Origin of the sequence: Falsibacillus pallidus, assembly GCF_003350505.1 — a bacterium.
GTDB classification, from domain to species: domain Bacteria; phylum Bacillota; class Bacilli; order Bacillales; family DSM-25281; genus Falsibacillus; species Falsibacillus pallidus.
Genome location: NZ_QQAY01000002.1, coordinates 200831 through 225586, shown reverse-complemented (window position 1 = coordinate 225586; position 24756 = coordinate 200831). Strand labels below are relative to the sequence as shown.

General features: G+C 40.5%; 31 protein-coding genes, 1 other RNA gene and 1 riboswitch. Of the genes, 6 read left to right on the top strand and 26 right to left on the bottom strand.

What is annotated here, in order from left to right; genetic code table 11:
- Nucleotides 1-5: 5 nt before the first annotated feature.
- The 3 genes from DFR59_RS04755 to DFR59_RS04750 form a co-directional block, all read right to left on the bottom strand.
- Nucleotides 6-977: a phosphotransferase gene (locus DFR59_RS04755; RefSeq protein WP_158538320.1), complete on the bottom strand. Its 972-nt coding sequence runs from the start codon at nt 975-977 to the stop codon at nt 6-8.
- A gap of 23 nt (nt 978-1000) precedes the next feature.
- Nucleotides 1001-1147: a hypothetical protein gene (locus DFR59_RS20020; protein WP_158538319.1), complete on the bottom strand. Its 147-nt coding sequence runs from the start codon at nt 1145-1147 to the stop codon at nt 1001-1003.
- Nucleotides 1148-1257: 110 nt separating this feature from the next.
- A complete protein-coding gene (locus DFR59_RS04750; protein ID WP_114744469.1) occupies nt 1258-1569 on the bottom strand; it encodes a hypothetical protein in 312 nt (103 codons plus the stop codon).
- 337 nt (nt 1570-1906) lie between these two features.
- On the opposite strand from DFR59_RS04750, the gene DFR59_RS19945 reads away from it, so the two are divergent.
- Nucleotides 1907-2251: a hypothetical protein gene (locus tag DFR59_RS19945; RefSeq protein ID WP_147278255.1), complete on the top strand. Its 345-nt coding sequence runs from the start codon at nt 1907-1909 to the stop codon at nt 2249-2251.
- 344 nt (nt 2252-2595) lie between these two features.
- Here the strand turns inward: DFR59_RS19945 and DFR59_RS04740 are convergent, their stop codons facing one another.
- From DFR59_RS04740 to DFR59_RS04705, 8 genes are all read right to left on the bottom strand, one after another.
- Nucleotides 2596-3300, bottom strand: a complete 705-nt coding sequence (locus tag DFR59_RS04740; protein WP_114744467.1) for a hypothetical protein — start codon at nt 3298-3300, stop codon at nt 2596-2598.
- A gap of 160 nt (nt 3301-3460) precedes the next feature.
- On the bottom strand, nt 3461-3952 hold the full coding sequence (locus DFR59_RS04735) for an NUDIX hydrolase (protein WP_114744466.1): 492 nt from the start codon (nt 3950-3952) through the stop codon (nt 3461-3463).
- 31 nt (nt 3953-3983) lie between these two features.
- Nucleotides 3984-4724, bottom strand: coding sequence for a hypothetical protein (locus DFR59_RS04730; RefSeq protein WP_114744465.1), 741 nt, complete (start codon nt 4722-4724; stop codon nt 3984-3986).
- Nucleotides 4725-4747: 23 nt separating this feature from the next.
- The gene (locus tag DFR59_RS04725) at nt 4748-5173 is read right to left on the bottom strand and encodes a GNAT family N-acetyltransferase (protein WP_114744464.1); all 426 of its coding nucleotides are present in this window, start codon (nt 5171-5173) and stop codon (nt 4748-4750) included.
- A 19-nt stretch (nt 5174-5192) separates the two neighbouring features.
- Nucleotides 5193-6323: a DNA polymerase III subunit beta gene (gene dnaN / locus DFR59_RS04720; protein ID WP_158538318.1), complete on the bottom strand. Its 1131-nt coding sequence runs from the start codon at nt 6321-6323 to the stop codon at nt 5193-5195.
- 25 nt (nt 6324-6348) lie between these two features.
- Complete coding sequence (lepB, locus tag DFR59_RS04715) at nt 6349-6900, bottom strand: signal peptidase I (RefSeq protein ID WP_114744462.1); 552 nt, start codon at nt 6898-6900, stop codon at nt 6349-6351.
- A 297-nt stretch (nt 6901-7197) separates the two neighbouring features.
- On the bottom strand, nt 7198-7695 hold the full coding sequence (locus DFR59_RS04710; protein ID WP_114744808.1) for a GNAT family N-acetyltransferase: 498 nt from the start codon (nt 7693-7695) through the stop codon (nt 7198-7200).
- Between the two features lie 298 nt (nt 7696-7993).
- Nucleotides 7994-9100, bottom strand: a complete 1107-nt coding sequence (locus tag DFR59_RS04705) for a GGDEF domain-containing protein (RefSeq protein ID WP_114744461.1) — start codon at nt 9098-9100, stop codon at nt 7994-7996.
- 408 nt (nt 9101-9508) lie between these two features.
- Between DFR59_RS04705 and DFR59_RS04700 the strand changes: the two genes are divergently transcribed.
- Nucleotides 9509-10474, top strand: coding sequence for a S8 family peptidase (locus tag DFR59_RS04700; protein ID WP_114744460.1), 966 nt, complete (start codon nt 9509-9511; stop codon nt 10472-10474).
- Between the two features lie 231 nt (nt 10475-10705).
- Here DFR59_RS04700 and DFR59_RS04695 read toward each other — a convergent pair whose 3' ends face one another.
- From DFR59_RS04695 to DFR59_RS04675, 5 genes are all read right to left on the bottom strand, one after another.
- Nucleotides 10706-10954 carry a hypothetical protein gene (locus tag DFR59_RS04695; RefSeq protein ID WP_114744459.1) on the bottom strand — a complete coding sequence of 83 codons (249 nt, stop codon included), beginning with the start codon at nt 10952-10954 and terminating at the stop codon, nt 10706-10708.
- Nucleotides 10955-10971: 17 nt separating this feature from the next.
- Nucleotides 10972-11541 carry a GNAT family N-acetyltransferase gene (locus DFR59_RS04690; RefSeq protein WP_211318519.1) on the bottom strand — a complete coding sequence of 190 codons (570 nt, stop codon included), beginning with the start codon at nt 11539-11541 and terminating at the stop codon, nt 10972-10974.
- 476 nt (nt 11542-12017) lie between these two features.
- The gene (locus DFR59_RS04685) at nt 12018-13139 is read right to left on the bottom strand and encodes an NADH-dependent flavin oxidoreductase (RefSeq protein WP_114744457.1); all 1122 of its coding nucleotides are present in this window, start codon (nt 13137-13139) and stop codon (nt 12018-12020) included.
- Nucleotides 13140-13342: 203 nt separating this feature from the next.
- Nucleotides 13343-13537: non-coding RNA, 6S RNA (ssrS, locus tag DFR59_RS04680), on the bottom strand.
- Nucleotides 13538-13603: 66 nt separating this feature from the next.
- Complete coding sequence (locus DFR59_RS04675) at nt 13604-14848, bottom strand: ATP-binding protein (RefSeq protein WP_114744456.1); 1245 nt, start codon at nt 14846-14848, stop codon at nt 13604-13606.
- Nucleotides 14849-15078: 230 nt separating this feature from the next.
- Here DFR59_RS04675 and DFR59_RS04670 point away from each other — a divergent pair, with 230 nt between their 5' ends.
- Nucleotides 15079-15612, top strand: coding sequence for a YceI family protein (locus tag DFR59_RS04670; protein ID WP_114744455.1), 534 nt, complete (start codon nt 15079-15081; stop codon nt 15610-15612).
- A gap of 107 nt (nt 15613-15719) precedes the next feature.
- Here DFR59_RS04670 and DFR59_RS04665 read toward each other — a convergent pair whose 3' ends face one another.
- The 7 genes from DFR59_RS04665 to DFR59_RS04635 all read right to left on the bottom strand — a co-directional run bounded on the left by DFR59_RS04665 (nt 15720) and on the right by DFR59_RS04635 (nt 20930).
- Complete coding sequence (locus DFR59_RS04665; RefSeq protein WP_114744454.1) at nt 15720-16781, bottom strand: M42 family metallopeptidase; 1062 nt, start codon at nt 16779-16781, stop codon at nt 15720-15722.
- A gap of 71 nt (nt 16782-16852) precedes the next feature.
- On the bottom strand, nt 16853-17218 hold the full coding sequence (gene crcB, locus DFR59_RS04660; RefSeq protein ID WP_114744453.1) for a fluoride efflux transporter CrcB: 366 nt from the start codon (nt 17216-17218) through the stop codon (nt 16853-16855).
- Entirely contained in the window at nt 17215-17628 is a 414-nt protein-coding gene (gene crcB, locus DFR59_RS04655) for a fluoride efflux transporter CrcB (protein WP_114744807.1), read from the bottom strand. Before crcB (DFR59_RS04655) ends, crcB (DFR59_RS04660) begins: the two co-directional genes overlap by 4 nt.
- Before the next feature lie 57 nt (nt 17629-17685).
- Nucleotides 17686-17748: riboswitch (Fluoride riboswitch) on the bottom strand.
- A 196-nt stretch (nt 17749-17944) separates the two neighbouring features.
- Nucleotides 17945-18352: a hypothetical protein gene (locus DFR59_RS04650; protein WP_114744806.1), complete on the bottom strand. Its 408-nt coding sequence runs from the start codon at nt 18350-18352 to the stop codon at nt 17945-17947.
- Between the two features lie 94 nt (nt 18353-18446).
- Nucleotides 18447-19010, bottom strand: a complete 564-nt coding sequence (locus tag DFR59_RS04645) for a cysteine hydrolase family protein (protein WP_158538317.1) — start codon at nt 19008-19010, stop codon at nt 18447-18449.
- 67 nt (nt 19011-19077) lie between these two features.
- Nucleotides 19078-19992, bottom strand: coding sequence for a cation diffusion facilitator family transporter (locus DFR59_RS04640; protein ID WP_114744451.1), 915 nt, complete (start codon nt 19990-19992; stop codon nt 19078-19080).
- A gap of 101 nt (nt 19993-20093) precedes the next feature.
- Nucleotides 20094-20930 carry a YihY/virulence factor BrkB family protein gene (locus DFR59_RS04635; protein ID WP_114744450.1) on the bottom strand — a complete coding sequence of 279 codons (837 nt, stop codon included), beginning with the start codon at nt 20928-20930 and terminating at the stop codon, nt 20094-20096.
- A gap of 222 nt (nt 20931-21152) precedes the next feature.
- Here DFR59_RS04635 and DFR59_RS04630 point away from each other — a divergent pair, with 222 nt between their 5' ends.
- Nucleotides 21153-21542: a hypothetical protein gene (locus DFR59_RS04630; RefSeq protein WP_245948372.1), complete on the top strand. Its 390-nt coding sequence runs from the start codon at nt 21153-21155 to the stop codon at nt 21540-21542.
- Between the two features lie 43 nt (nt 21543-21585).
- On the top strand, nt 21586-22329 hold the full coding sequence (locus tag DFR59_RS20310) for a hypothetical protein (protein WP_211318518.1): 744 nt from the start codon (nt 21586-21588) through the stop codon (nt 22327-22329).
- 34 nt (nt 22330-22363) lie between these two features.
- Here the strand turns inward: DFR59_RS20310 and DFR59_RS04620 are convergent, their stop codons facing one another.
- Both DFR59_RS04620 and DFR59_RS04615 read right to left on the bottom strand, forming a co-directional pair.
- Nucleotides 22364-22828: a hypothetical protein gene (locus tag DFR59_RS04620; RefSeq protein WP_114744449.1), complete on the bottom strand. Its 465-nt coding sequence runs from the start codon at nt 22826-22828 to the stop codon at nt 22364-22366.
- A 122-nt stretch (nt 22829-22950) separates the two neighbouring features.
- Nucleotides 22951-23322 (bottom strand): carboxymuconolactone decarboxylase family protein, encoded by a 372-nt coding sequence (locus DFR59_RS04615; RefSeq protein WP_114744448.1) that lies wholly within the window; start codon nt 23320-23322, stop codon nt 22951-22953.
- Between the two features lie 86 nt (nt 23323-23408).
- On the opposite strand from DFR59_RS04615, the gene DFR59_RS04610 reads away from it, so the two are divergent.
- Nucleotides 23409-23801 carry a MerR family transcriptional regulator gene (locus tag DFR59_RS04610; protein WP_114744447.1) on the top strand — a complete coding sequence of 131 codons (393 nt, stop codon included), beginning with the start codon at nt 23409-23411 and terminating at the stop codon, nt 23799-23801.
- A gap of 101 nt (nt 23802-23902) precedes the next feature.
- On the opposite strand, the gene DFR59_RS04605 is transcribed toward DFR59_RS04610, so the two are convergent.
- Nucleotides 23903-24700 (bottom strand): hypothetical protein, encoded by a 798-nt coding sequence (locus DFR59_RS04605; protein WP_114744446.1) that lies wholly within the window; start codon nt 24698-24700, stop codon nt 23903-23905.
- Between the last annotated feature and the right edge of the window lie 56 nt (nt 24701-24756).

Below are 24756 nucleotides of genomic sequence, written 5' to 3'. Positions count from 1 at the left end.
CCTTTTTAAGAAGTTGTAATTATCTCTTCCAATTGAAAGAAGTGATCAGTAAGCCACATCATCTCTTCCGCAAACCTTATTGGTGGCCCTTTATGGTCAGCCATATCGTCAGTAATCCACCACGTACTTTCCATCAGCCACAATAGTTTTAAAGACTGAACCATTTTCTTTTCATCCATAGGACAGTGGCAATTGTAGCCGTCCATAAATGCACGTACTCGATCCACGTCCAGACGGCCATCGTTTAGAGCACCTGAAATGACAGCCCTTGCTGCATCCAACTGGGGATAGTCATATTTCATTCGGTCAAAATCCAAGATAGCGCAAAGCTTCTTGTCGTCAAATAAGAGATTATCCATCCAGAGATCACGGTGTGACCAGCCTCTCTCCCCCAGCACAAAATCATCCCAGTCGATAGAACTAGTAACAGAATGCAGCTTTTTAAAAATGGCAACCTGATGTTCATTCCCCGCTGATTCTGCAGAGAATTGCAATGTTCTCCAGTGCTTCAATCGGTCAATTTTATCAGGGATTGCGAATTGTGCTTTTTTCCGAATCTCTTGTTCATTTAACAAATGATGCATGAACCCTGTAGTCGTTCCTAGCTCGAACATCTGCTCTTCATTTGTTTTTCCTGGAGCCACAATTTTACCTTCACAGTAATCCATGAGTAAAAATAGTTCGCCATTCTTGGAAGACAGGAAATATAGTCCTTTATATGAGTGAAGCTTTGGACAGGGCAGCCCATTATCATATAGTTTCATTTGTAATTGAAAAGCTTCCAGCAGTGCTTCATGATCATATAGCTGCAGCCTTTTTTGGTTATATTGCTTTAATAGATAGCTGCCGGAATCCGTCGTCAATTTCCACTTTAAATTGAGGTAGCCCCTTTTAATCGGTGATGCATCACGCACTTCCAGGCCAAAATAGCGATCACAAGCCTGCAACAGGTCATCTAGAATCGCATCTTCTGACATCAATGTTTTCCCATAGATGAGAGTCATGGATTCAACAAATTCCGCAGCGATTCAATGACATCAAGTACTATTTCTTGGTTTTCAGCTGTTTTCATGTGATTCCTTGTCAGTGCGCAGCTTAAACATTCCACCTCTACCGTATGTCCATTTGCCAGTGTGATCGTTCTCATCGGTGAACCTCTTTTCCTGTTTCAGTCTCTTAAAACTATATTCTCTAAGGAATTCGAAATCCCCTTCACCTTTTTGAGCAAAAAAAATAGGCCGCTATGAGCCTTTTTGATTAAAAAATTTTTACTTTACGCATCGCTTTTGTGATTTCACTTTTCCATTTCTCCACTTTCCCCATGGCAAACCGATGAATTTCCCCTTTTTTCGTTTGGACAATCAAGCCCTTTGATAGCAAAGGAATTCCAAGAAATCGGCTTTTCATTGGGTAAAGCCCGTGGATGTCCCTGATACCGATCATGATTTCTTCCATTTCCTGATCCCGGTAGACAAGAGATGTACTCGTTAAGCACAATTGGCCGCTTTTTAAGGCTTCTTTTTCTAATCGGTTTGCCGCACCTTCATAGATTGCTTCATTCACTTCCATCCGGTCCACTCCTTTTCAGAACTTTCCATCAATATACCCAAATCCTTTTCCTCTCACACCTAATAAAGAAAAGAAGTATATTTTATACACTTTTTAACAACCTAATTAAGGTGATAGACAAAAGTTGAAAGAAGGTACCATCGTGCATATCGCCATTCTCCTTTGGTTACTCATCCAAAATATACGAAAAAAATCTTGGCTTATGCTCCCTCAAACAATTGGAGGGGTTCTATACACTGTATTTTTTAATTTTCTTTATTATTATCTATGCAAGTACAAACTTCTCTGGGAATATAAATCAAAATTATTTAAAGTAACTACATTGAGAGCCATCCATTTGTTTCTCATCATGCCGCTTTTCATTCAATCCTATCTATCAACATATCCCGAAAAATGGCCGCAAAAATTTTTCTATGTCCTTAAATGGGTAGGTACCTCTTCTTTAGTCGAGTCCATTGCCTATCGAAAGGGATATATTAAATTCTGCCACGGCTGGAATGCATTCTGGTCAGGGGCGATTTATGTTTTTATGTTCACTTTCAGCAGACTGGTCATGATCCGTCCTTATTTCACTTTATTTCTTTCAAGCATCTTTTCTATTGTATTAATGAAAATCTTCCGAATCCCATTAAAAAGGCGTTTTTTCAGGAAGAATGTTTGGGAAAGCTTTTTTGGGAAGTGACACACCGGTCGGATGAAATTAGGGTGATTTAAACAACGAGGTAATTAAACGATTTCCTGTCGGGCCATGCCTGGTGGTGGCGCATAAGCACAGGACTTTCGCGCATAGGGTTTGGACTTCGGCGCATAAAAAAAGTTTCAGGAGCATAAGACCAAGAAAGCAGTGCAAAGGATCCCATATTTGATGCATTGAGCTGTTATTCAGAAGATTTCACCTATATTTCCTTCCACATCTGAAACTCGTTTCCGACGGCAAATTGTTTTCAGACAGCTTTTTTTACCAAATCTAATGATTTTTTCTTACTAAACAACAAAAAAACCGCAAAAACGGCTTTTTCTGTAAAATTATTTGTTGGTTTTAGATATCTCGTTTTCAATTATCTTTTTCATTTCTTCATTTCCGACAATTCCACCACTAAATACATTTGATTTTCTCCAGTACACTTGTCTAAAGGAAGCTCCGTTATTTAATTCAATTCCTATAAAAACAGGATCTCCTTCATAGGCACCTTCTTTATATAGTTCATGATCGTCTTTAAGCTTTAGGGTTTCCCACGTTTTAATAAACTCTTTCATTTTGTTTGGAGTAAAGGTACGCAAGATACTGCCATCATTAGGACTTTCAATATAAATACTTTGAACCAGCCCAGCAAGTGGAAGAAATTCCTTAGCCGTCTTTGCCTTTTTATTTTGATCAGCGATATAGACCTTCTCATCCGCTGCAACCGCTAAATTAGTTGGGTATCCTTTTATTTCATAAATCGGTGTACCTTTTTCAAGATAAGCGGCATCCCCATTTTTGGTTTTATGATTACTGCACGCATTATCAGCCAATTTGTAAGACACTTTGCCGATCTCTTTCCCTTTTTCAATTGTTATTTGTTTTCTATCTGCTGGCGCAATAAAATGATGCTGGTATTTGATATCCTTTACCATTAAAACATCAACCCACTCAATTGCAGCATCTGGACACCCAGTGATTTGATTGTTGCATGAGGATAAAAATATGGTGAGGAAAACAACGCCGAACACAAATTTAAACGATTTCATATCAACCCTCCCACAATTACTCTATTTAATATTTTTCCAAATTATAACATACAACTTTTGGTACATGTCTCTAAAACGGTTATTCTTAATGAAAATTGATAACAAAAAACGCCGCAAAATGCAGCGTTCTTTCAAGAGAGTGAGTGGTTATTAGTAAAGCCTATTGTGCATTTACTGCCTGTTGCAGTATCTTCTCATAAAGCAGGTGCCACTCTGGGTAATAATCTTTTACTTCTTCCTCATTAATGAAGATTCGGCCATCAGACTCATAGGTCCCTTCGAAAGGATAAATTTGATCGATGTTCATCCGGTAAAATACTTGATATCCCACCATTGGATATGGACTGCTTTTGCTCCATAACGGATTTTCCTGATGATTTACTTCGATGCATCCTAACAAGTCTAGACGCCCCGACACATATCCTTCTTCAAAAGCTTCTCGAAGGAAACATTCCTCAGGTGTCTCGCTTCCTTCAATATGTCCACCAGGAAAATCCCATCCTCTATGATTCAGATTCACCAGCAGAACCTTCCCCTCATGAAAACAGAACCCATGAACACTTGTAATCAAATCTCTCGGAGGCAGTTCAAAACCCGAAATCCAAGTAAGCTTAACAATTGCCTTACCCCAGTTTACATATTGGGTTGTCATGCAGGTTCCCTACTTTTCTATTTATAAATGCCTATTTGTTCACGTGAAAATACTCTGTTAATGGAATCTTTCGTCCGTCCTCATGCCAATTTCGATAATCACTAAACAGTGCTAGTGGATTTTTATCTTTCTGTTTATCCACTAAATTTTTCACAGCCAGGTAGCTTCGCCAATAATCAAACATGATACTCGTTAATGTACCTTCATAAGCGCATTTTCCGAACTCATCTAAAGAGTGATTTCCATAATGATCCTTAAAAGTTTCGACTAACGTAGTTTCTACAAGTGTAATTTCATTGAATTCTTTTTCCGACAATAAAATGCGTCGAGGCAAGTAAAAACACATGCCTTCCTCAAACCAAATGCTGTCTCTCCGCTCATTATCAAATTCATCTAAGAATAGATCTGAGTGATGGGTAAGTTCATGTGCCAAAATGACCAATAAATGATTTTCTCCAAAACTCTCGTAGAAATTTTGGATGCTTGGTAAATCCCTCCCGTCCAGCTGCTGCTGGAACAATTTTCGCCAATGGTGCAATTCTGGAGAGATATAGATAAGATCTTTATTTGTAAAAGCAGGGATTGGAATTGAGGAGAATGTATTTACAGCTAATTCATGACTGGTCCAAACAATGCGCCTTGGGAGAATATTTAAATTATATCTTTCTTCTAAATGGTGCTGATATTCCTTTAAATTAAGACTCATTCTCTGAATAATTGGTTCGTACTTTTGGTAATCCTCTTTGTTTTCAAAAGCATATATGTTTTTCATTATAGAATCACCTGCCTTTTACCCTACTGTCGGATAAAATAAATCATTTCCGGGTCCCCTTCATCCAGGTTATGGACGATGCCGCTCTGTTCAAAGCCGAGTGAATCAAATACCTTTTGCATAGGGATGTTGGATTCATTGGTTGATGAAAATACTTTTTCAGTTGGAGACTGTCCTATGAATTCTTTTATCAATCGGCTTGCCAGTCCTTTTCTTCGTGCGGACGGGGAAACGATGACAAGTGAAATGAAACTGCACTCAAAGAAATCTGTATGAAATGTCAGGAACCCTTCAATTTTTCCCGATAGTTCCCCCACTAGACACTTTTGTTCCTGTATTGCTTTTTTCAAGATAAGTTTTCTACTATCATTTTGTATTACAGCACAATCTACAGCTGCAATCTGATCAAGGTCTTCTAAGTTTGCTATTCTAATATTTATCGTGTTCATTGTTTCAAAGCTCCTTCTGCTATTTGACCCTAACTGGGGATATGATGTGCATTTGATTTTCTGTATCAGTGGGCCGGATTAAAATGGGTTTCATCACCCCTCCGAAACTTATCATTACGTGATCTTCCTTTATGGCTTTCAAAGCATCGGACAAATATTGGCTGTCCACCGAAACGCTTATTCCGATTTCACCTTTATGCGATAGAATTTGTTGTGACTCTTCAATTTTTCCGATTTCATTTGAGTGGGAGGTTATTTTTAATAGGGAACCTTCTTTTACACTCAAGGAAATTGTATGATTTTTCGATTCATTGGCCAGCACTGCAGCCCGATCCACTCCCTGCCGAAGCCGCTCTCTATCCATTGTGATTTCCATAATCGCCCCAGATGGAATGAGGCCTCTGATTTCTGGGTATTTTCCTTCTATTAATCTCGTAGTGAGTGATATGTATTGGTTCTGAAAAACAATCTGTCTATCAGAAAAATGGATCAAGACATCCTCTGAATCTGTTCCCATCAGCTTTATGAATTCATTCACAGCTGATACGGGAATGATGGCTGATCGCTGACCAACTTTATCAAATGGCATTTTTCTAACAGCTAGTCGATTGGAATTTGTAGCCCCGACAGTGAGGACTGATTCATTTAACTCCATCAAAACACCGCTAAGAACTGGCCTTGAATTCGTTTTTGCTGCAGCAAAGGCAGTTTGAACAAACATTTCTAAAAGAGACTTTCCATTCATCTTTATCGAAAAATTCGAATCTGATGCCTCAAACTGAGGAAATTCAATCTCTTCATAAGCATTCATGTTGAAGATAACCTCACCTGATTGAATGGTAATGGAATGATTATCTTTTAATGTAAAATGAATATCCTCGGGTAATTTTTTCACCACTTCACTTACGTATTTTGAAAATAAAACACTCTTTCCATTTCGAAGTACTTGAAGGACGCTACTATTCCCTTCTTGAATGGGGATTTTCTTTTTAACCATCAGCTCCGAATTACAGCCGATGATCTCTAGTCCCTCTGCTTCAGCCTTGATCATGATTCCAGATAATGCAGCATGATGAGACTTGGTGGGAACCATTCTACTTACTTCATAAACAGCCTTTGCAAAAACATCATGATTGACGATAAATTCCACAATAATCTCTCTTTTCTAGACTTTTTTATTTAAAATCTGTAAATGGATTTAAACGGAAGCTCACTTTTCCAACAACTTCTTTTTGGTCTACAAATCCGATCCATGGCTTTCTGCTATCCGAACTTTTTAATCGATTATCCCCCATAACCCACAACTTTCCTTTTGGTACACGTGTTTTCCCGGTCAAAGCTTTTAATGTAAAGTCTTCTGTTAGAAATCCGGATTCAATTTCTGTTTTATATTTATCTAAATATGGTTCCGCAACTGGTTTGCCATTTCTATATAATTGGTCGTTCTTATATTCAATCGTGTCTCCCGGCAGCCCAATGACTCGTTTAACGTAATCATCAGTGGGTGTTGCGTGAAAAATGACAATATCCCCATGGCCGGGCTGTGAGAAATCATAGTTCACTTTATTTACAATTAATCGATTCCCGTCTTGGAGTGTCGGCATCATAGATTTCCCTTCTACTATATAGGAGGAGAAGAGAAAAACTTTAACAATCATTGCAATAACCAGTCCCAATACAATAGCTTTCAACCAGCTGTATAATTCATTTTTTAAACGATTTTCCATGCATTTTCACTCCAATTCATTTTTTATTAATTTCATTCTAGCATAATTTTCCTTTTAATCCTGTGAATTGTATGATAATTTAGAAAACACATTGCACAAAAAATGGAGTCCAATAGATACTAACCGGTTCTATTTTGAAAGAGAAACTCGTAATTCACCAAGGTTTTTAGCAGGTGAAATAGCATCTTAATTAGATATAAAAATAACAACAAAAACGACCAGATTTTTGTCTGGTCATTTTCTTATACCATTATTCAATTAAAGCACCCTTGAGTTAAACAACAGAATTTTTTTAACTCAAGATCCGTTTTCTAGGCTCAAAATAAATTCTTCAACAACCTTGCCTCTAGCGTTGGAAAAACCTTCATCTTCAGAGATGATTTTAAACCCGCATTTTTCCAATACCCTGATGGAGGGGAGGTTATCCTTAGCAGCACGCGCATAGAGTGGGCGTACCTTAATGTACTCAAGAAATTCTGACAACGCTTTAGTTGCAATACCTTTACCCCAATATTCCTTCCCAATCCAGTAGCTTACTTCGGGTTCGCCGAACTGTTCAAAGTTCGAGACGTGTCCTGTGACAATGCCATTGAATAATATAGTCTTAATAGTGATGGTCTCGTCAGCGATAATTTTTGTCCAATGGTCAAGAAATGCGTCCATATCGGTGGGGTCTTTAGTTGTAAAGGCAGCCATATAGTTCGCCGTTGAATCTAGTTGTTGTTCGAAAAAGATTGGAAGATCTTCCTCTGTGATATCTCGTAGTTCCACTTCGCATTTACCAATAGATTCCATATGATTCACGAGCTCCTCAACATATTTTGAATATAAATCCTTCCAAGTAAAAAGAAATTCCTTATTCAACTTGCTACGTTTACTGAATAAGAGGGTGTATATATTTATCCTTATTATATATTTATCCTTATTATATATTCCATTAAGCATCTTTGAATCCTTCTTCGTACTTAAAGAAAAAACCGCAACGAAATCCGCTGCGATTTATAGTGCTAATTGCTATGCGATTTAGGTTGTTTTTTCTTGTTTTCACCTTCAAAAGAGAACCCGTAAAATAGAAACTGGATTCCTCTTTTAATCAAATCATCTCCAGCTGCATTTCTTCATCTGCACTAAAAACTTGGTTGCGGCCGCTGTTTTTAGCTCTATAAAGTGCTTTATCTGCCGCCATGAGAAGATTTTCTTTTTTAATATCAGGAAGGGATGCGATTCCCACAGATACCGTGATGGCTGTAGAAATCCGATTAATCATAAGAGGTTCTTCTGCCAAAACGACCCGAATCCGCTCCATTACCTTTATGGCATCCTCCTCCGCGCAGTTTGGCAGGATAACAACGAATTCTTCACCGCCATATCTTGCCACGATATCAATATCCCGGAGATTTTCTGAGATGATGCTGCTTACTTTTTGTAATACTTTATCCCCGAAAATATGGCCATACGTATCATTCACTTTTTTGAAGTGGTCGATATCGATGAATGCCACTGAAAATGGAGGAATTTCCTCTTCAGAATCGGTGTAGTCATTGTAGTACCTCATAAACGCCCGGCGATTATAGAGCTGTGTCAATGGATCGATGCTTGCTTTTTCAATCAATTCAAGTTTGTAGACATATTCCATGGTCAAGTCTTTAACGATCCAAACCAGGAGCAAACTAAGTAAAATGTTGATCGGGAAAACGATCGGCATGATCAGTTTGAGGGTATCCTCTGCCGGAAGGACGCCAAATGCGACAATGAATGCCGTATTAATCACATTCAACCCAATGACCATCCACCACATTTTTTTCTGATAGCTCCAGCTTCTCGATACTAGTGAAAGGATCAATCCCGCCATCGAAATGAGGCAGACATTTAAGAATCCAATCCACGCTGCGTCGGTTACACCAAACGTAAATCTCATGAGGCCGATGCCAAGACCTGTAAAGATTAGCTGTTGTGCATTTCTAGCATACAAGGCAGCCAGGATAATCGGGATAAACCGCAGATCAAATATGACTGAACTCGTTAGATGGATGCCATAAATCATTGAAATCCAGCCTGTAAAAACGGCAATTAATACTAGGATATATTCTTTTAAACGGTCGTTGATTTTTACTAAGAATTGTTTATAGAAAAACCCCGTTAAATAAATGATGGTGATCATAAGTCCGAGATTGACGAAATACTCTTTGACGCTGATCATAGGATCCCTCCTCTTGTCAAAAAAGTATAAGACGAATGAACCATGCTGCTGAAAAAAAACCGTTCATGTTCATGCTGTCATAGTAAATTCTTCCTCAGACAAATATAGCGGCTTTTTCAACAAATTTCTACCATTAATACTCAGGTAGCCACAAAGAGGAAGGAATTCACCTTAATTTTTTCACCCTACTATTTTCCTATATTCCCGAATTCATGAAATTCACTCCTAATTGAGCACCCTTCTCTCAATTTATTTATATTTCAAAAAAATGAGTCGATTTTCATACGATTTTATTGGAATATTTTGAAAAAACACATCCTACGAACCTATGTTTCCCCCTCCTCTTCATGTTACGCTATAATCAACAACACGAGCAGCTTCAAGAAAATAGATGGAGGAGGGGTTTGCATGAAGAAATATGTAAAGCTTGTTCCTAACCAATTGATTGAGCAGCTGTCAGAAGTAAACGAAATTCCAAAAGGGGTCGAACTCATTAAAGCTCCCGAGATTTGGGGCCAGGCTAAGGGGACCGGCATCAAAGTGGCTGTACTGGACACTGGCTGCGACACCAGCCACCCCGATTTGAAAGACCGGATCGCTGGCGGCCGGAATTTCACGGAGGATGACAATGGCGATCCGAACAGCTTCATGGATTACAACGGGCACGGGACCCATGTTTGCGGTACGATTGCTGCCAGCATGAATGGACAAGGCGTTGTAGGAGTAGCGCCTGAGGCAGAAATCCTTATGCTGAAAGTGCTAGGAAAAGATGGATCCGGGCAGTATGAATGGATCACAAACGCCATTCAATACGCCATTGACCAAAAAGTGGACATCATCTCTATGTCGCTCGGTGGTCCAAGCGATGAGAAGGAACTCCACGATGTCATTAAAAAAGCCGTGCTTGAAAACGGCATCCTGGTCGTTTGTGCAGCCGGAAACGAAGGCGATGGACGAAGTGAAACGGATGAATTCGGCTATCCAGGAGGATACAATGAGGTCATCAGCGTCGGTTCGGTTAACTTGGAGCGTGGTTCATCCGATTTTTCCAACTCTAATAATGAGGTCGATGTGGTTGCACCAGGCGAAAAAATCACATCCACTTTCCTTGGCGGCAAATACGCCACTTTCAGCGGGACTTCCATGGCCACTCCACATGTGGCAGGATCACTTGCCCTGCTTAAGGAATTGACACAGAAAACGTTTGAACGCAAATTGACTGAGCCAGAGTTGTACGCCCAACTCGTCAAGAGGACTGTACCGCTCGGCTATTCCCCAAAAGAAGAAGGCAATGGGCTCGTGTATCTGACCCTCGTCGAAGAAATGAAAAAAATATATAACGAAAAGAAAATGGAATTGTTGTTTAATAGATGAACAGAGAACAAAAGCGCAAGCGCCTCGATCAGCATAAGACGGAACTCTAAGGAAATCCTGATTTCCTTAGAGAAGCGGCTTATGACTCGAGGGGCTAGGCGCTGGAGCTGGACGTCGACTACCTTGTATGAACTATCCGCAAGGTAATATTTTTTAATTTCCTAGACAACGAAAAAACCCCGTTTCCTCCTGAATGAGGATGCGGGGTTCTTTTGATTTAAGATTTCTTTATCAGTCATTATCCAAGTCCCTATCAAGAAAAGACGGCTTTCTTTCCACATCTTCTTTGAGACTGTCGCGGTAATCTTTTTCTTTTACTATGAGAGCTATGCCAATAATAACTGCCAGTAAACTCAAATAAAATGTAACATTCGAATACCCATTTCCGGAAATAGAAGCTAGTGCTTGCACAATGGCAAAAGCACTATATAGAATGGCTCCCATCAGGAAAAACATAACAGCAGCAAATGTTCGATTCACTCACTCCAACCCCTTTCTCATCTAGAAAGTTTTAATTCCCACTCCCCTTTAAGGATAGAATAAAGAAGAACATCCTCCAACTTCCCATTGACCATCCAATAGTCGCGTAGATGCCCCTCCTGCTTCATCCCGACCTTTTCCAGCAGCTTCACTGAGCCTGTATTCTCTGGCATCGTCTTGGCCCCGATGCGGTTCAGCTTCATTTTTTTGAATCCAAAGTCAATGACTTCTGTTACGGCTTCTGTCATGATCCCTTTCCCCCAGTATTCAGGCGACAGGGAGTAAGCAAGTTCAATCCGTCCATGATGTTTATGCCAGCGGACAAAACCGCAAAGTCCAATGACTTTCTTTTCTAATTTTAATTCTATAGCCCAGTCGCTTTCGCAGTCCGTCTGGTAGTTCTTTATTAGAAGATTGACGAGCTCCTTCGTTTTCCCCATATTTTCATGGTAATCCCAAGGGGTGTATTTCGAAATCTCCGGTATGGATGCATATTCAAAAATATCTTTGACATCATTCTTTGTCACTTTCCGTAAACGAAGGCGTTCCGTCTCCAATGTCGGCAGCTGCTGAAAAATCCCAATCACTCGAATTCCTCCCTTTTTACCCCATCATACCATAATCAGAAAAATACAAAAATACAGTGGTGCCATGTAAAAGTGACAGCATAAGACGGAACTCGGAGGAAATCCTGATTTCCGTAGAGTTTTGGCTTATGACTTCGAGGGGCTAGGCGCTGGAGCTGGACACCACCCGGGTTTTGTCGAATGATGTTAACAATTAGGGGGTCCGTTTTGTCATTGGCGCATAGGAAGACGGTTTTTGCGCATAAAACTCATCTGGCGGCGCATAAAACTATTTTTTCGCGCATAGGCCCTGACAGTCGGCGCATAGGCGTTTATTTCTGGCGCATAGCCCCCCAGCCGAGGCTGAAGACACCATGAATTTCATGCTTTTTCCGTAATTTGCATGAAGATAACGCGATTAAAAGAGATTCTCTAGCCATTAAATACCTAAACACACGAAAAACCGGACCTGAATCACTCAAGTCCGGCACAAATCATTATTTTACTCCAGGGAACCAGCCCGGTGAGTTCACAATTGCATTCCATAGCGGATCTGGAACAACAAGACGATCCTGTGCTTCCAAGTCCAGCTCCGTTTCGATCTCATTTTCGCGTCCACTTTCTACTTTCTGCACCCAATCAGGCTCAATGATCAATCCACGGCCAATCGCGACCAATGGTACTCCGCTTTCCATTGTCTTAAGAGCATCATCTGCTGTGTAAACGGAACCGACACCTATCACTGGAACTTTTTCACCAACGCGTTCTTGGATAACTTCTAAACGGGAACGGTCGATATCTGCCCCGCGGCGAACCTTGGAATTGTACTCCATGAGTGAAACATGAAGATAGTCTAAATCTTTTTTAGACAATTCATCTAAAAGGGCAAGCGTCTCATCCATAGTGATTCCATTTTCATAAGGCTCTTCAGGAGAGAAGCGGTATCCGACAAGGAAAGGACGATCTGCTTTTTCAGCCGCTTTTTTCACTTCATCCACAACTGCCAACGGGAACTTCATGCGTTTTTCCAAACTTCCGCCCCACTCATCATCGCGAAGATTGGACTCAGCGGAGAAAAATTGCTGAAGAAGATATCCATTCGCACCATGGATTTCAACTCCATCGTATCCGGCTTCAATGGCTCTTCTTGTTGTTTCTCCAAAGCTTTTGATAATTTCATGGATTTCATCAGACGTCAACGGACGAGGAACTTTCCGTTCACCAGCCTGGCTTGATTTCACGTCGCTCGCACTCACTACATCCCCATCTGGTACAAGGTTTGGAGGGCATTCGCGGCCGCCATGGAAAATTTGCAGGACAGCTTTCGCCCCTTTTCCTTTGATCGTGTCAGCGAGGTTTTTCAAACTTGGAATCATTTCGTCCCTGTCTCCGGCAAACTCACCTGGGAATCCTTTTCCATTAGGAACCGTATAGGTACAAGCTGTGATGACCATGCCAGGACCATCAGATCGACGGCCGTAATAGTTCAACTCATTTTCCGTAACTGTTCCATCCGGTTCGGAAAGGAAGTTTGTCATCGGCGCCATGACAATTCGGTTTTTAACCGTCATATTTTTAAAAGAAAACTCTTTAAATAAAGGTTTGAATTTTTCATTCATTCTTGTTGTTCTCCCTTCTTTTGCTCTAATTTTTCAGCATCATTTTCATGCTTACTCATTGTATTACGGGACTCGAAAAAAAAGCGAAACATCTGCTCACTCAATACTCTATTTTGGGTAAAGAATGGTTTGGGTATGTATTTAGCGGCCATTTACAACACAAAAAAACCAGCCCCAATCGGGAACTGGTTCGTTTGCATTATGTAGGAGCCGCCATTGCCGTAAATAATATAAGAAAGTTTTAAACCACCACTCCTCAAAGTGGGTGTTCGCAGAAACGTTCATGTATGTCCTCCTTGTCGTATAGACAGAGGCTTGCCAGTCCGGTTTCAATTAAAACTCCCTATTACAGCTTAAAGGTTAAAACTTTATTATCGTTACGTACAACGCAGCTTGTATTAAGTATATTACTCCCTTTTCGAAAAAATATCAAATATAATTCTCATACATTTTTTGACATATTTCTACGCAGCGAGCGGGAATTTAATCCTGATGCTCGTCCCTTTTCCTGGTTCGCTTTCAACATCGATCTTGCCTTTCATGGCATGGACGAGCTGAAACGTTATCGTCATTCCGACACCAGTCCCTTTTTCTTTCGTGGTATAAAAAGGGACACCAAGCTTCTTCAGCTGCGTGTGGGTCATTCCTTTTCCGCTATCTGAAATCTCGATCATGGCAGCTCCGTGCTTGTTAAAAACTTGGACCTTTAGTGTACCCCCATTATCCATCGCTTCAATGCCATTTTTCATGATATTGACGAGAATTTGCTTCACTTCTCCTTTATTGCCTTTCATATATAAATCGTCCTCAATTTCCGTTTCAATATGGATGTTCTGAATATTGGAATAGGACTTCATCAATTCAATCGTCTTCTCCACTTCCTCCGACACGTTGATGGTTGAAAGTCCTTCAGAACTTGGTTTTGCCAGGGATAAATAGTCATTGATGATAGATTGTGCATGATTTAATTCGTTCAGGGCTATTGAAATATAATGCCGCTGCGAATCCTTTAAATTGTCATCATCCTTCATAAGCTGAAGAAAACCATTTACGGAAGTCATGGGATTGCGGACTTCATGGGCCACTGAAGCTGCGAGCTGGCTGATGATATTCAACTTTTCGGCGTGCTGCATTTCTTCGTTGATCGCATTTTGCTGGTTCACATTTTCGATGATAAAAACAACAATGATCAAACTGATCCATGATGTGAGGTAAAAGAGAATCATAAAATGAATTTGTTCCGTTCTTCCAATTAATAAAAGTGTGGAGCTCATCATGATTGTTTTTATCCAATAGCATAAGCTTACCAGCATGACTTTTGCTCTCAATGTGAACCCTTCGTATTTCACAGATATAAACCACAATAGGGCTGTACTTAATGAATAACTAAGGAGTATGACATAAAAGCCGGTCCCTCCCAAAAAGAAGCGATACGCGAGCATAGTCATGAATATGAGCATCCCCGGCATTCTTCCACAATAGAAAAATGCAATAAAGTAAGGGATGACTCGAAAATCATACAAGTATCCTTTTTCAATTTCTATAGGAAAAGTCATTGTTAAAACAATCATCACTAAAAGAATGAATGTTAATTTGGATTTTATTCTTTTTCTATCAATGGATTTTTCATGAAAAAATAAATGGTAGATCAACATCGGAAAAAGAACAATCAGAAGCTGATTAACAATGGATGGAAAATTAAAATCCATGTTTGGTTCCCCTCAATTCCACAACAATTATATAGGTAATTCGATATATTTTTACATATCCCTTCTGAATTTGAAATCGTTTTCCAATTATTTTTTTCGGGTATAGAAATAAATGTCGAAAAAAGCTGGAAATAATCTGTTGACTTTATCTCGAATTCGAAATATAATTTATCTTGAAGTTGATTATTTTGAATTCGAGATAAAATTAAAAACAAAGGTGGAGAGTAATAATGACAAAACAAAAATGGGCAGTAGACGCAGCACACAGCAGCGTGGATTTTTCAATCAAACATATGATGATCGCAAATGTGAAAGGTGCATTTTTAAACTTTGAAGCAACAGTGGATGCCAATCCTTCTGATCTATCCGATGCAGAAATCGATTTCTCAATTGATTTATCCAGCATTGATACTCGCAATGAAGACCGCGACAACCATTTAAAATCTGCGGATTTCTTTGATGTAGAACAATATCCAAAAATGACATTCAAATCAACGAAAATCGTAAATAAAGGTGACCATGAATATGATGTCACTGGCGACCTTACCCTTCATGGTGTTTCGAAGCAAGAAACCTTCCATGTGGCATTTGAAGGTCAAGGCAAAGATCCTTGGGGCAATGAAAAAGTAGGGTTCAGTGCAGATGGATCTATCAACCGCAGCGACTATGGATTGACTTGGAACTCTGCTCTTGAAACTGGCGGAGTGCTTGTTGGAGACAAAGTCAAAATCAACTTGCAAATCGAAGCAGCAAAAGCAGAATAAGAATACTCGACAATATGAGTGTAAAAAAGCCGGAATCCAAAAAGATTCCGGCTTTTTCTTATCGACAACAACCGACAGAATTCGGGTGGTGCCTGTCACCTGTAGTGTTAGTACTGTGAGAATGATTGAACTGTCTTTTTATCCAGTCCCTGTACGATTGCGATCAAGAGCTTGACCGTGTTCTCAAGGTCCTGCTTACTGGCCATGGATACGTGGCTATGCATATAGCGTGTCGGTACGCCGAGCACGATGCTTGGAATTCCGGATTTGTGCACATGGAATTTACCCGCATCTGTTCCGCCGCCGAGCATCAAATCGATTTGATAAGGGATGTTGTTCTTTTCAGCTGTTTCGATGATAAAATTCCGGAACCGTGTATTCGGAATCATAGACGAATCGAGGAATGTGATCAGTGCACCCTTGCCTAGGGCCACGGTCTTTTCCCCTTTATGGCTAGGATCATCCTTGGATACACCCATATCCAATGCAATCGCAATATCCGGATCCATCACATGCGGAAGCGTTGCAGCCCCGCGAAGTCCTACTTCTTCCTGTACGGTCGCTCCTGCATAGACGGTGTTCGGATGCTCTACGCCCTGGAGCCCTTTCAATGTTTCCAAAGCAAGGTAGCAGCCTGCACGGTTGTCCATTGCTTTTGCCAAAATGGTATCATTGTCCGGCAGGATTTCAAATGGACAGATAGGCAAAACCGGATCTCCCACCTGGATTCCCCACTCTCTCACCATGTCCCTGCTCTTTGCGCCGATATCAATGAACATTTCCTTCATCGGATACACTTTTGAACGTTCTTCGGGAGTCAGGATATGCGGCGGCTTTGAACCGATGACGCCTGTAAATTCCTTTTTATCCGTAATGACCTTCACACGCTGGGCAAGAAGTACCTGATCCCACCAGCCACCGAGCGGGGCAAAATACAAATATCCATCTTTCGTAATTTCCTTTACCATGAACCCAACTTCATCCATGTGGCCTGCAAGCATGATTTTCACATCATTGGCAGTGCCGGACTTCTCACCAACGATGCTGCCCATATGGTCCGTCAATATTTTAGCGCCGGTCTTTTCAATTTCACGGTGCATGATTTTGCGGATAGCCCCTTCAAAACCTGAAGTTCCGTATGCTTCCGTCAATTCTTTCAATAAATCCATTGTTCCACCATCCTTCGATATGTATCAATATTAGAATGAGTAGTGAATGGATTTTTATACCTTCCAGCTTTTCATTTCATTTGATAGCCGATCTGCATTCCGGCAAACGCGAGCAGGATTCCGAATGTATAGCTGATAGCCAGGAACATGGTGACGATTTTCCATTTGCGCTTAAAATGAAGTTCAATGTTTTCCACTTTAAATGTAGAAAACGTTGTAAAAGAGCCCATAAATCCTGTTCCCAACAATAATGCCCACATAGCATCCGGTTCTTTTCCATTAATGATCCCAAGTAAAAAAGAGCCGATTAAATTCACCAGGAGCGTTCCCAATGGAAAGTCGGAAGGATACTTTTTCTTGGAAAAGCTGCTTAATCCAAACCTCGCCATTGCTCCAAAGAACGCCCCGATGGCCACGTACAATCCATTGATGATCATATGGTTTTTCCTCCCTTCGCTCTCAATTGGTTTTTCAAATATGCTTTATCGCCTATTTTGTAGCCGGCCCATGCAAAAAGAAGGCCGCCCCACATACTGAGAATCACATAAAGTAACGCGAGACCGATATGGCTCCCTTTTATCATCTCCACCGTTTCCACACTGAACGTGGAAAAAGTCGTAAAAGACCCTACAAATCCGGTTCCTATGCCTTTAAGCAAAAATGGGTGAAGAATCTTTAATTTGAATAAATGAGCAGTAAAGCCCCCCAGAATGAAACAACCAACTAAATTGGTGATTAGGGTCGCCAGCGGAAATGTGTGGGTCCAGTAATCTCCAATGAATATACCTAAATAATACCGGCAAAGGGCCCCAAGTATGCCGGCTGCACCTACAACGAAATAAACCATGATGTCACCTCTCACTTATTTTTCTCCAAAAAAATAGACTCCTACCAGAGAAAAATTAATCCGGTAGGAGTAATCAGTCTAAAAAAGACAATTATGGCGAACTCCATCGCCTATTTGAATAGTTGTATTATACCGTATTAGGCAGATTTTCAAAAGAAATTGTTTGGTTCTAGCAAATTCAGTGTATCTTCTAGTAAATATTCATGATCTTCTAGTAAAATTGCGCCTTATTCTAGCAAAACGGACAAATCTTCTAGCAAAACATCTTCACGCCAGATGGAAAAACCCCGAAAGAGTCGGGGCCCCTTCTCACAATTTAGCTGAAACACATAAAATTACGGATCTGGTTATAGCGGTAGCTCACTTTTTGCCTGCGTCCGCGGTTCCATGTATATCCGGAAACCCCGTTTTGTCTGATTTCGGTCGGGAAGAACCAGAAGTCGCGGCCTGGACGCCGAAGCCCCATATAGCCCCAGTTGCCTAGGCAGCCGCACATCATTCTTCTGATCTGGTTTCCTTGGACCCCGGATTTGAATTGCGCCGGCGCTTGTGGAATCTGAGCTGGCGGTGGTCCTGGAGGCGCATCTTCTGCGTCATCCGGACGGTAAATTTCTTCTTCCACGTCCCTTTCTGCGTATGGATCCCCATAGGCCGCATAGGGCCAATAGTATTGAGGCGGCAAGTCACTGTAATACGGGTATGGATACATTGGTTGATTGTTCATCATTCCATTCCTCCCTAAGCTAAAAATCACATCTGTGATAGCCTATGAAGAAATTTGAAAAAGGTAGCTAATTTATTTTATTTTCTCAAAGATTCTATTTTACTGGCCTCAACGATAATTCATTCACAATGGAATGGGATTTTAATAGGCTGATGCCTTTTTTAGCCATAAGTCTAAAAGAATTTTCCACCTTTTGATCGGTCCCTCCACCAACTCCATCCATGATCACTGTTGTATGAAAACCTTTTTTGATGGAGCCAAACGCTGTCGCTTTTATACATCCTTCTGCAAATACTCCCATTATAAAAAGGTGTTTCGCTTTATTATTACGCAAATAATTGGTAAGCATTGTATTGGTTAACGCATTTCCCTGTTTTTTTGAAAAATAAATGTCATTCACCCGCGTTAACCGGTCGTCCAGTTCCGCTCCCTGTGAACCTTTTAATGCAGCACCGTTGCGAAAAAAATTGCCGATTATTTGTTTTCTCTCAAATTCATTTCCTATATAGATGACAGGCAGATTGGATAAATGAAATAATTCCGACACTTCATTGATCCGAGATATGATAGGCAACATTTGGTGTTCTGCTATCGGGAAACGACCTGACGGCAGGACAAAATCTTTTTGAATATCTAAAATCAACAGTGCAGACGTCAAATAGATCTCCTCTTTTCAGAAGTACTTACCCTTATCTTCTATAATCCATTTGAAAATCCTGCAACCCTTACACTTTTAATTCTGGATGACTCAGATTGGATTTTTCAATTTGAATGGTACTGTGTTCGATTTTATATTCATCCTTTAGCAATTCAATCAATTTTTGCAGCAAGTCCTGCTCATTGCGTTCTTCTTCTATTTGAACGTGGCAGGTAAAAAGGTCCATGCCGGATGTGATTGTCCAGATGTGGATGTCATGCACTTCAAGCACACCGTCCACTTCTTTCAGCCGCTCGGTCATTTCTTCCTCATTGCAATGATCGGGAGTCCCTTCCATGAGAATATGCACGCTGTTCTGCAGGATGCCCCATGCACTTTTTAGAATCAAGAGGCCGACAATGACCGAGATGATTGGATCGGCTATATACCATTTGAAAAACATGATCAGAAGGCTTGCCCCAATCGCTCCTATGGAACCGAGCGTATCCCCAAGGACATGAAGATAGGCACTTTTTAAATTAAGATTCTCCTTAACATCCCCTTTTTTCATTAAGAACCAAGCGCTCAAAAGGTTAGACAACAACCCTAAAATTGCAATGATAAGCATGGTCCCGCTTGCCACCTCAGGCGGGTGGACAAAACGCTTATAAGCTTCGTAAAAAATGAATGCGGTGATAACAAATAATGTGATGGCATTAAATAAGGCCGCTAATATTTCAAATCGATAGTAACCATAGGTTTTATTAGGCGAAGGCGGCCGGCTGGCAAACCAAATTGCCAAAAGACTCAAGCCAAGCGACGCAGTATCGCTCAGCATATGTCCGCTATCGGAAAGCAATGCAAGACTGTTGGATACTAATCCCCCGATAAACTCGGCGATCATAAAGGCAAGCGTGATAATGAACGCAGCCAAAAGACCCTTACGATTGCCTTCACGTGCGGAATCAAATCCATGGTCATGATGATGGTGATGATGTGACAAAATAAACCCCTCCTCATATAGATTAATCGACAAAATTCGGGTGGTGCCTGTCACTTTGGGTGAGGCGCCTCCGCTTTTCTCCGAGACTGTCACTTAGGGTGTTAGTCAACAAATTCCGGTCCTCTCCTGTCATCTCTTGGATCTTCTTTAGCGATGACGGCATTGAGGATCCCCCCAAGGATGATGATCATCGCCGATAGATAAAACCAGAGCATCAGGACTACGATGCTGCCGACTTGTCCATAAAGGACGGAATAGTTATTTCCTTTCACATAGGACGCAAATCCGAGGGATCCAAGCTGCCAGCAGATGGTCGAAAATATGGCCCCTGGTATCACGTTTTTAAGCCTGAGTTTGATATTCGGCGAGAAATAAAATAAGCCCATGAAAAACAGAAATAAGAACAAGCTTCCCACACCCCATTGAATGATCAGTTGAATGCGGTAAAGCTGGTCGATCGGCAATGCTCCGTTAATCGTATGGCGCAGCATTCGTTCAAAGACCGGAACAAACACTGAGAATAAAATGGCTATCATAAAGCCGATTGTCAATAGAATTCCTTCCAACACTTCCTTCAAGAAATGATGTTTGCCTGTGATCCCATAGGCGGCATTCAACACCCGCTTCATGCTCTGGAATCCCATCGAAGACAGCCAAAGGGTGATGATCAAACTGAGCGGGAGTATATTTCCTTTTTGCTTCATGACGGTATATGTAAGGGTATCTTCAATTAACTGATACGTACTCACCGGCGCATACGGACGCAGCATTTCTAAGACGACATCCGCCCGGATCGGAACAAATGCCAATAATGAATAAATCAGCAGCAAAAATGGAAAGACAGACATCAAAAAATAGTAAGCCATCTGTGCGGATAAATCATACACCCGCAAGCTAAAAAAACGGATGCCCACTTCCTTCACAATATTCACTCTCATAAAACACCCCTCCCATTCTCAGGGCACTGAAAAAATTCAATCATTTCATAGTTTTCCCTGTTTGCATGAAAAATTAAACCAATAATGAGGAAGAGTTATGATTTCAGATCCACACGAACCCTTGAACTTTATCCTATTTTCAAGAAAATTGGACAAATTGTTCATACCTATTTAGGTATAGCTGAATATAATTTAGTAATCTACCGAAAGGAGACATGTTTTATGTCATCTGAACAAAATGAAAAGAAATTAGTGGAAGATCAAGATACACCTTGCGGGTGCGGCGTACCTGCAGCACCTCAACAGCCAAATCAAGAGGGCTGTACAAATGCTGTCAGCCAACAAGTTTGCGTTGAAGCGGTCGTCACCATTACTCCAACAGTAACCCCTGGAACACCTATGGTAGCTTGCGTTGGACTTCCTGCTGTCGGCACAACATGTGCGGACCTTGGATTTACACCAAGTACAACCGTACCTGGATCCTGTACAACTTCTTTTGCACAAGTACTATGCGTCACTATGCCTCTTACATTCAATGCTGATGTTGTCGCAACACCAGGCGGCGTAGGATGCGGGCCTGCATTCAATGCACCGAACTGTCCTGTAGTTTAATAGAAAACTTTTAATACATTTTCACTTAGAAAGGAGTAGAAATATGACAAAAGAAAATATTGTTGTTCAACAAGAACAGGGCTGTACGAATGCCGTCAGCCAGCAAGTCTGCGTTGAAGCGGTCGTCACGATTACGCCATCAGTCACACCGGGCACCCCAATGGTCAGCTGCGTAGGGCTCCCTGCAGTCGGGACAACCTGCGCTGAACTAGGCTTTACACCAAGCACAACTGTACCTGGCTCCTGTACGACATCTTTCGCACAAGTACTCTGCGTCACCATGCCACTTACTTTCAATGCGGATGTCGTTGCAACACCTGGAGCTGTGGGATGCGGGCCTGCTTTTAATCAGCCTAACTGTCCTATATCCACTGCATGTACATTTTCGAAGGGATATTTCGCCAATAATGAAGCAGTGACGAACGCCTTGATTGCATCCAACGGTGGTTCCATCGTTTTAGGTCAAGGAACAAGCGGTTTAAGTTTAACTGCAACTAGTGCCAATGCAAAAAATATTCTATTAGGGAATGCACCTATTCCCCCGACTCCACCAGATTCACCATTAAGAGGTCAATATCAAGCACTTTACGCCCAATTGTTAGCTGCAAGATTAAATCAACTAAACGGTGCAGATTGCACATTTGCGCAGAACACCATTAGTGGTGCAAATAACTTTCTGGCAACCTCACCTGCTGGAGGGAAAACTGGAGCTCCGGCATTTACATCAGCTTTAGATGGATTTAATCTAGGCGATGCAGCGGGTTGCCCAGGTTCATGCGAGGAATAACCACAAAAAAAGACAGTCCAAAGACTGTCTTTCTTCAATAATCATCATCCTCATCATATTCTGGTCTACCTGCATCATCTTCATCATAATGGGAGCATGGTCCAAGACCTGGTTTATCACAGGCCACTTTATCTGGCTTCACAAAAGCATCTGCACTAAAAACCAGCGGAATCGCAATACATAATTCCTGGCTGACAGAAAACGTACAATCATCCTCATGATGACAGTTTAAATCATACGATGTTGCTTTTCTCATCGTCTTAGGACCAGATTGGGACGAATGCGGATCATTATGATTCTTGGATATATGTGTTTTCCCGCATTTAATTTTCACCCTGTCTCCAATGGTCACCCTTGGTTTGATCGTAACGAGAGCTTCCACACAAACATTCTGATGAACAATGGAAACACATGTAGTCGTCTCTCCACCCTCATCCACTTCTATTTCCTCAATCATTTGCTCATCAAGACTTTCATCATGATCGTGGTGATCGGACATTGCCTTCATTCCCTTCTTTCACTATCCATAAAAAAATTCCTAATTTCATTAAATGATTAGAAGTTGGATGCCGGCATAGGCATTAGCGGAATTTTGGGCAAATTGGGCTTGTAAAAACTAATTTACTCCCCCTGGAACACTTCTTTTGCTGTGAAGATGGCATTCAACACTCTTGGAAAGCCAACATATGGGCCACAATGCATTATTGCCTCTACAATTTCTTTTTGCGTGAGCCCTACATTTAATCCTGCCTTTAGATGTACCTTGAGCTGAGGCTCACATCCGCCCAGTACCGTAAGTGCTGTTAATGTTACGAGCTGCCTCTGCTTTAAATCAAGTCCTTCTCGTGAATAAATATCCCCGAAAGCAAATTCCACCACATATTTCCCTAAGTCCGGGGCAATCTCCTTTAAGGACTCAATGACTCTCTGACCGCCTTCCCCATCCACTTCCATTAATACTGCCCAACCTTTTTCAAAGCGATTATCATCCATTTTCATTTCCCCTTTCGTTTAATCCTTTCTCAGAATAAACGTTAGAGTTCACTCTATAGCAAGCACGATTATGTTATAATTTTCCTATGAAGACAAAAATACTTACCATACAAAAAATGGCCGATCAAACAGGTTTATCGGTCCATACACTTCGTTACTATGAAAAAATTGGATTATTAAAAGATGTAAAAAGGGATGAAAATGGCTACCGCCAATACGAGGAAAAAGATGTTCTATGGACTGAGTTTCTGATCAGGTTGAAGGACACTGGCATGTCTATTGAAAACATGAAGATCTTCTCGGCACTACGGAGCACTGGGGATGAAACTATTTCTGCAAGACGGGAGCTTCTAGTATCCCATCAAAAAAATGTACAAAAGGAGATTAAATGGCTGCAAGAAAATCTGAAAAAAATTGAGGAGAAAATTGTTCATTATCAAACATTGGAGGAAAATAGGGATGGAGATACGACAAATTGAAAGTTCAGTTTATAATAATCTAGAACAGTTCTGTGGCCGGGTCAACGATTATGTGGGATATTATTTGCGGATATTTGGAGAGAGAATGGGGATATTCGCTATTATTGGTTTTTCAAAATGCGTTTAAAGTCTTTGATTTCACTTTCTTGTTTAATAGAACGGACTGCTAAAGTATCAATAACTCTTTGCTGGGGATTTAATGATTCTTTAAGTTCATCGGTTTTTACATCAATATGTTTCTCAATTTGTTCAAAATATGGACCAAGACCATTAATAAGATTATTTTTAATATTTGACATATCTACTTTAATATTTGATATATTTCCTTTAACATTCGACAAATCTACTTTAACATCTGATAAATCTCCTTTTACATTGGACATATCTACTTTAACATCTGACAAATCTCCTTTTACATTGGACATATCTACTTTAACATCTGACAAATCTCCTTTTACATTGGACATATCTACTTTAACATCTGATAAATCTCCTTTTACATTGGACATATCTACTTTAACATCTGACAAATCTCCTTTTACATCTGATAAATCTCCTTTTACATTGGACATATCTACTTTAACATCTGACAAATCTCCTTTTACATCTGATAAATCTCCTTTTACATTTATCATATCTACTTTAACATCTGATAAATCTCCTTTTACATTTATCATATCTACTTTAACATCTGATAAATCTCCTTTAACATTCGACATATCTACTTTAACATCTGATATATCTCCTTTAACATTCGACAAATCTCCTTTAACATTCGACAAATCTCCTTTTACATTTATCATATCCACTTTAATACCTGATATATCTACCTTCAGCTCATGTTGTCCTTCTTTAAGTTCTATTAATTCATTGAGAATTAATTTCAAAGTTTTTTCCACTAAAATCACTCCTTTCATTTTTTTAAATAATAACACTTTAGAAGAAACTTTGAAAC

Coding starts and splice junctions, on each gene's coding strand:
- DFR59_RS04755 (WP_158538320.1), bottom strand. CDS start 977: ATGTCAGAAGATGCGATTCTAGATGACCTGTTGCAGGCTTGTGATCGC.
- DFR59_RS20020 (WP_158538319.1), bottom strand. CDS start 1,147: ATGAGAACGATCACACTGGCAAATGGACATACGGTAGAGGTGGAATGT.
- DFR59_RS04750 (WP_114744469.1), bottom strand. CDS start 1,569: ATGGAAGTGAATGAAGCAATCTATGAAGGTGCGGCAAACCGATTAGAA.
- DFR59_RS04740 (WP_114744467.1), bottom strand. CDS start 3,300: ATGAAATCGTTTAAATTTGTGTTCGGCGTTGTTTTCCTCACCATATTT.
- DFR59_RS04735 (WP_114744466.1), bottom strand. CDS start 3,952: ATGACAACCCAATATGTAAACTGGGGTAAGGCAATTGTTAAGCTTACT.
- DFR59_RS04730 (WP_114744465.1), bottom strand. CDS start 4,724: ATGAAAAACATATATGCTTTTGAAAACAAAGAGGATTACCAAAAGTAC.
- DFR59_RS04725 (WP_114744464.1), bottom strand. CDS start 5,173: ATGAACACGATAAATATTAGAATAGCAAACTTAGAAGACCTTGATCAG.
- lepB (WP_114744462.1), bottom strand. CDS start 6,900: ATGGAAAATCGTTTAAAAAATGAATTATACAGCTGGTTGAAAGCTATT.
- DFR59_RS04710 (WP_114744808.1), bottom strand. CDS start 7,695: ATGGAATCTATTGGTAAATGCGAAGTGGAACTACGAGATATCACAGAG.
- DFR59_RS04705 (WP_114744461.1), bottom strand. CDS start 9,100: ATGATCAGCGTCAAAGAGTATTTCGTCAATCTCGGACTTATGATCACC.
- DFR59_RS04700 (WP_114744460.1), top strand. CDS start 9,509: ATGAAGAAATATGTAAAGCTTGTTCCTAACCAATTGATTGAGCAGCTG.
- DFR59_RS04685 (WP_114744457.1), bottom strand. CDS start 13,139: ATGAATGAAAAATTCAAACCTTTATTTAAAGAGTTTTCTTTTAAAAAT.
- DFR59_RS04675 (WP_114744456.1), bottom strand. CDS start 14,848: ATGGATTTTAATTTTCCATCCATTGTTAATCAGCTTCTGATTGTTCTT.
- DFR59_RS04670 (WP_114744455.1), top strand. CDS start 15,079: ATGACAAAACAAAAATGGGCAGTAGACGCAGCACACAGCAGCGTGGAT.
- DFR59_RS04665 (WP_114744454.1), bottom strand. CDS start 16,781: ATGGATTTATTGAAAGAATTGACGGAAGCATACGGAACTTCAGGTTTT.
- crcB (WP_114744453.1), bottom strand. CDS start 17,218: ATGATCATCAATGGATTGTACGTGGCCATCGGGGCGTTCTTTGGAGCA.
- crcB (WP_114744807.1), bottom strand. CDS start 17,628: ATGGTTTATTTCGTTGTAGGTGCAGCCGGCATACTTGGGGCCCTTTGC.
- DFR59_RS04650 (WP_114744806.1), bottom strand. CDS start 18,352: ATGAACAATCAACCAATGTATCCATACCCGTATTACAGTGACTTGCCG.
- DFR59_RS04635 (WP_114744450.1), bottom strand. CDS start 20,930: ATGAGAGTGAATATTGTGAAGGAAGTGGGCATCCGTTTTTTTAGCTTG.
- DFR59_RS04630 (WP_245948372.1), top strand. CDS start 21,153: ATGTCATCTGAACAAAATGAAAAGAAATTAGTGGAAGATCAAGATACA.
- DFR59_RS20310 (WP_211318518.1), top strand. CDS start 21,586: ATGACAAAAGAAAATATTGTTGTTCAACAAGAACAGGGCTGTACGAAT.
- DFR59_RS04620 (WP_114744449.1), bottom strand. CDS start 22,828: ATGTCCGATCACCACGATCATGATGAAAGTCTTGATGAGCAAATGATT.
- DFR59_RS04615 (WP_114744448.1), bottom strand. CDS start 23,322: ATGGATGATAATCGCTTTGAAAAAGGTTGGGCAGTATTAATGGAAGTG.
- DFR59_RS04610 (WP_114744447.1), top strand. CDS start 23,409: ATGAAGACAAAAATACTTACCATACAAAAAATGGCCGATCAAACAGGT.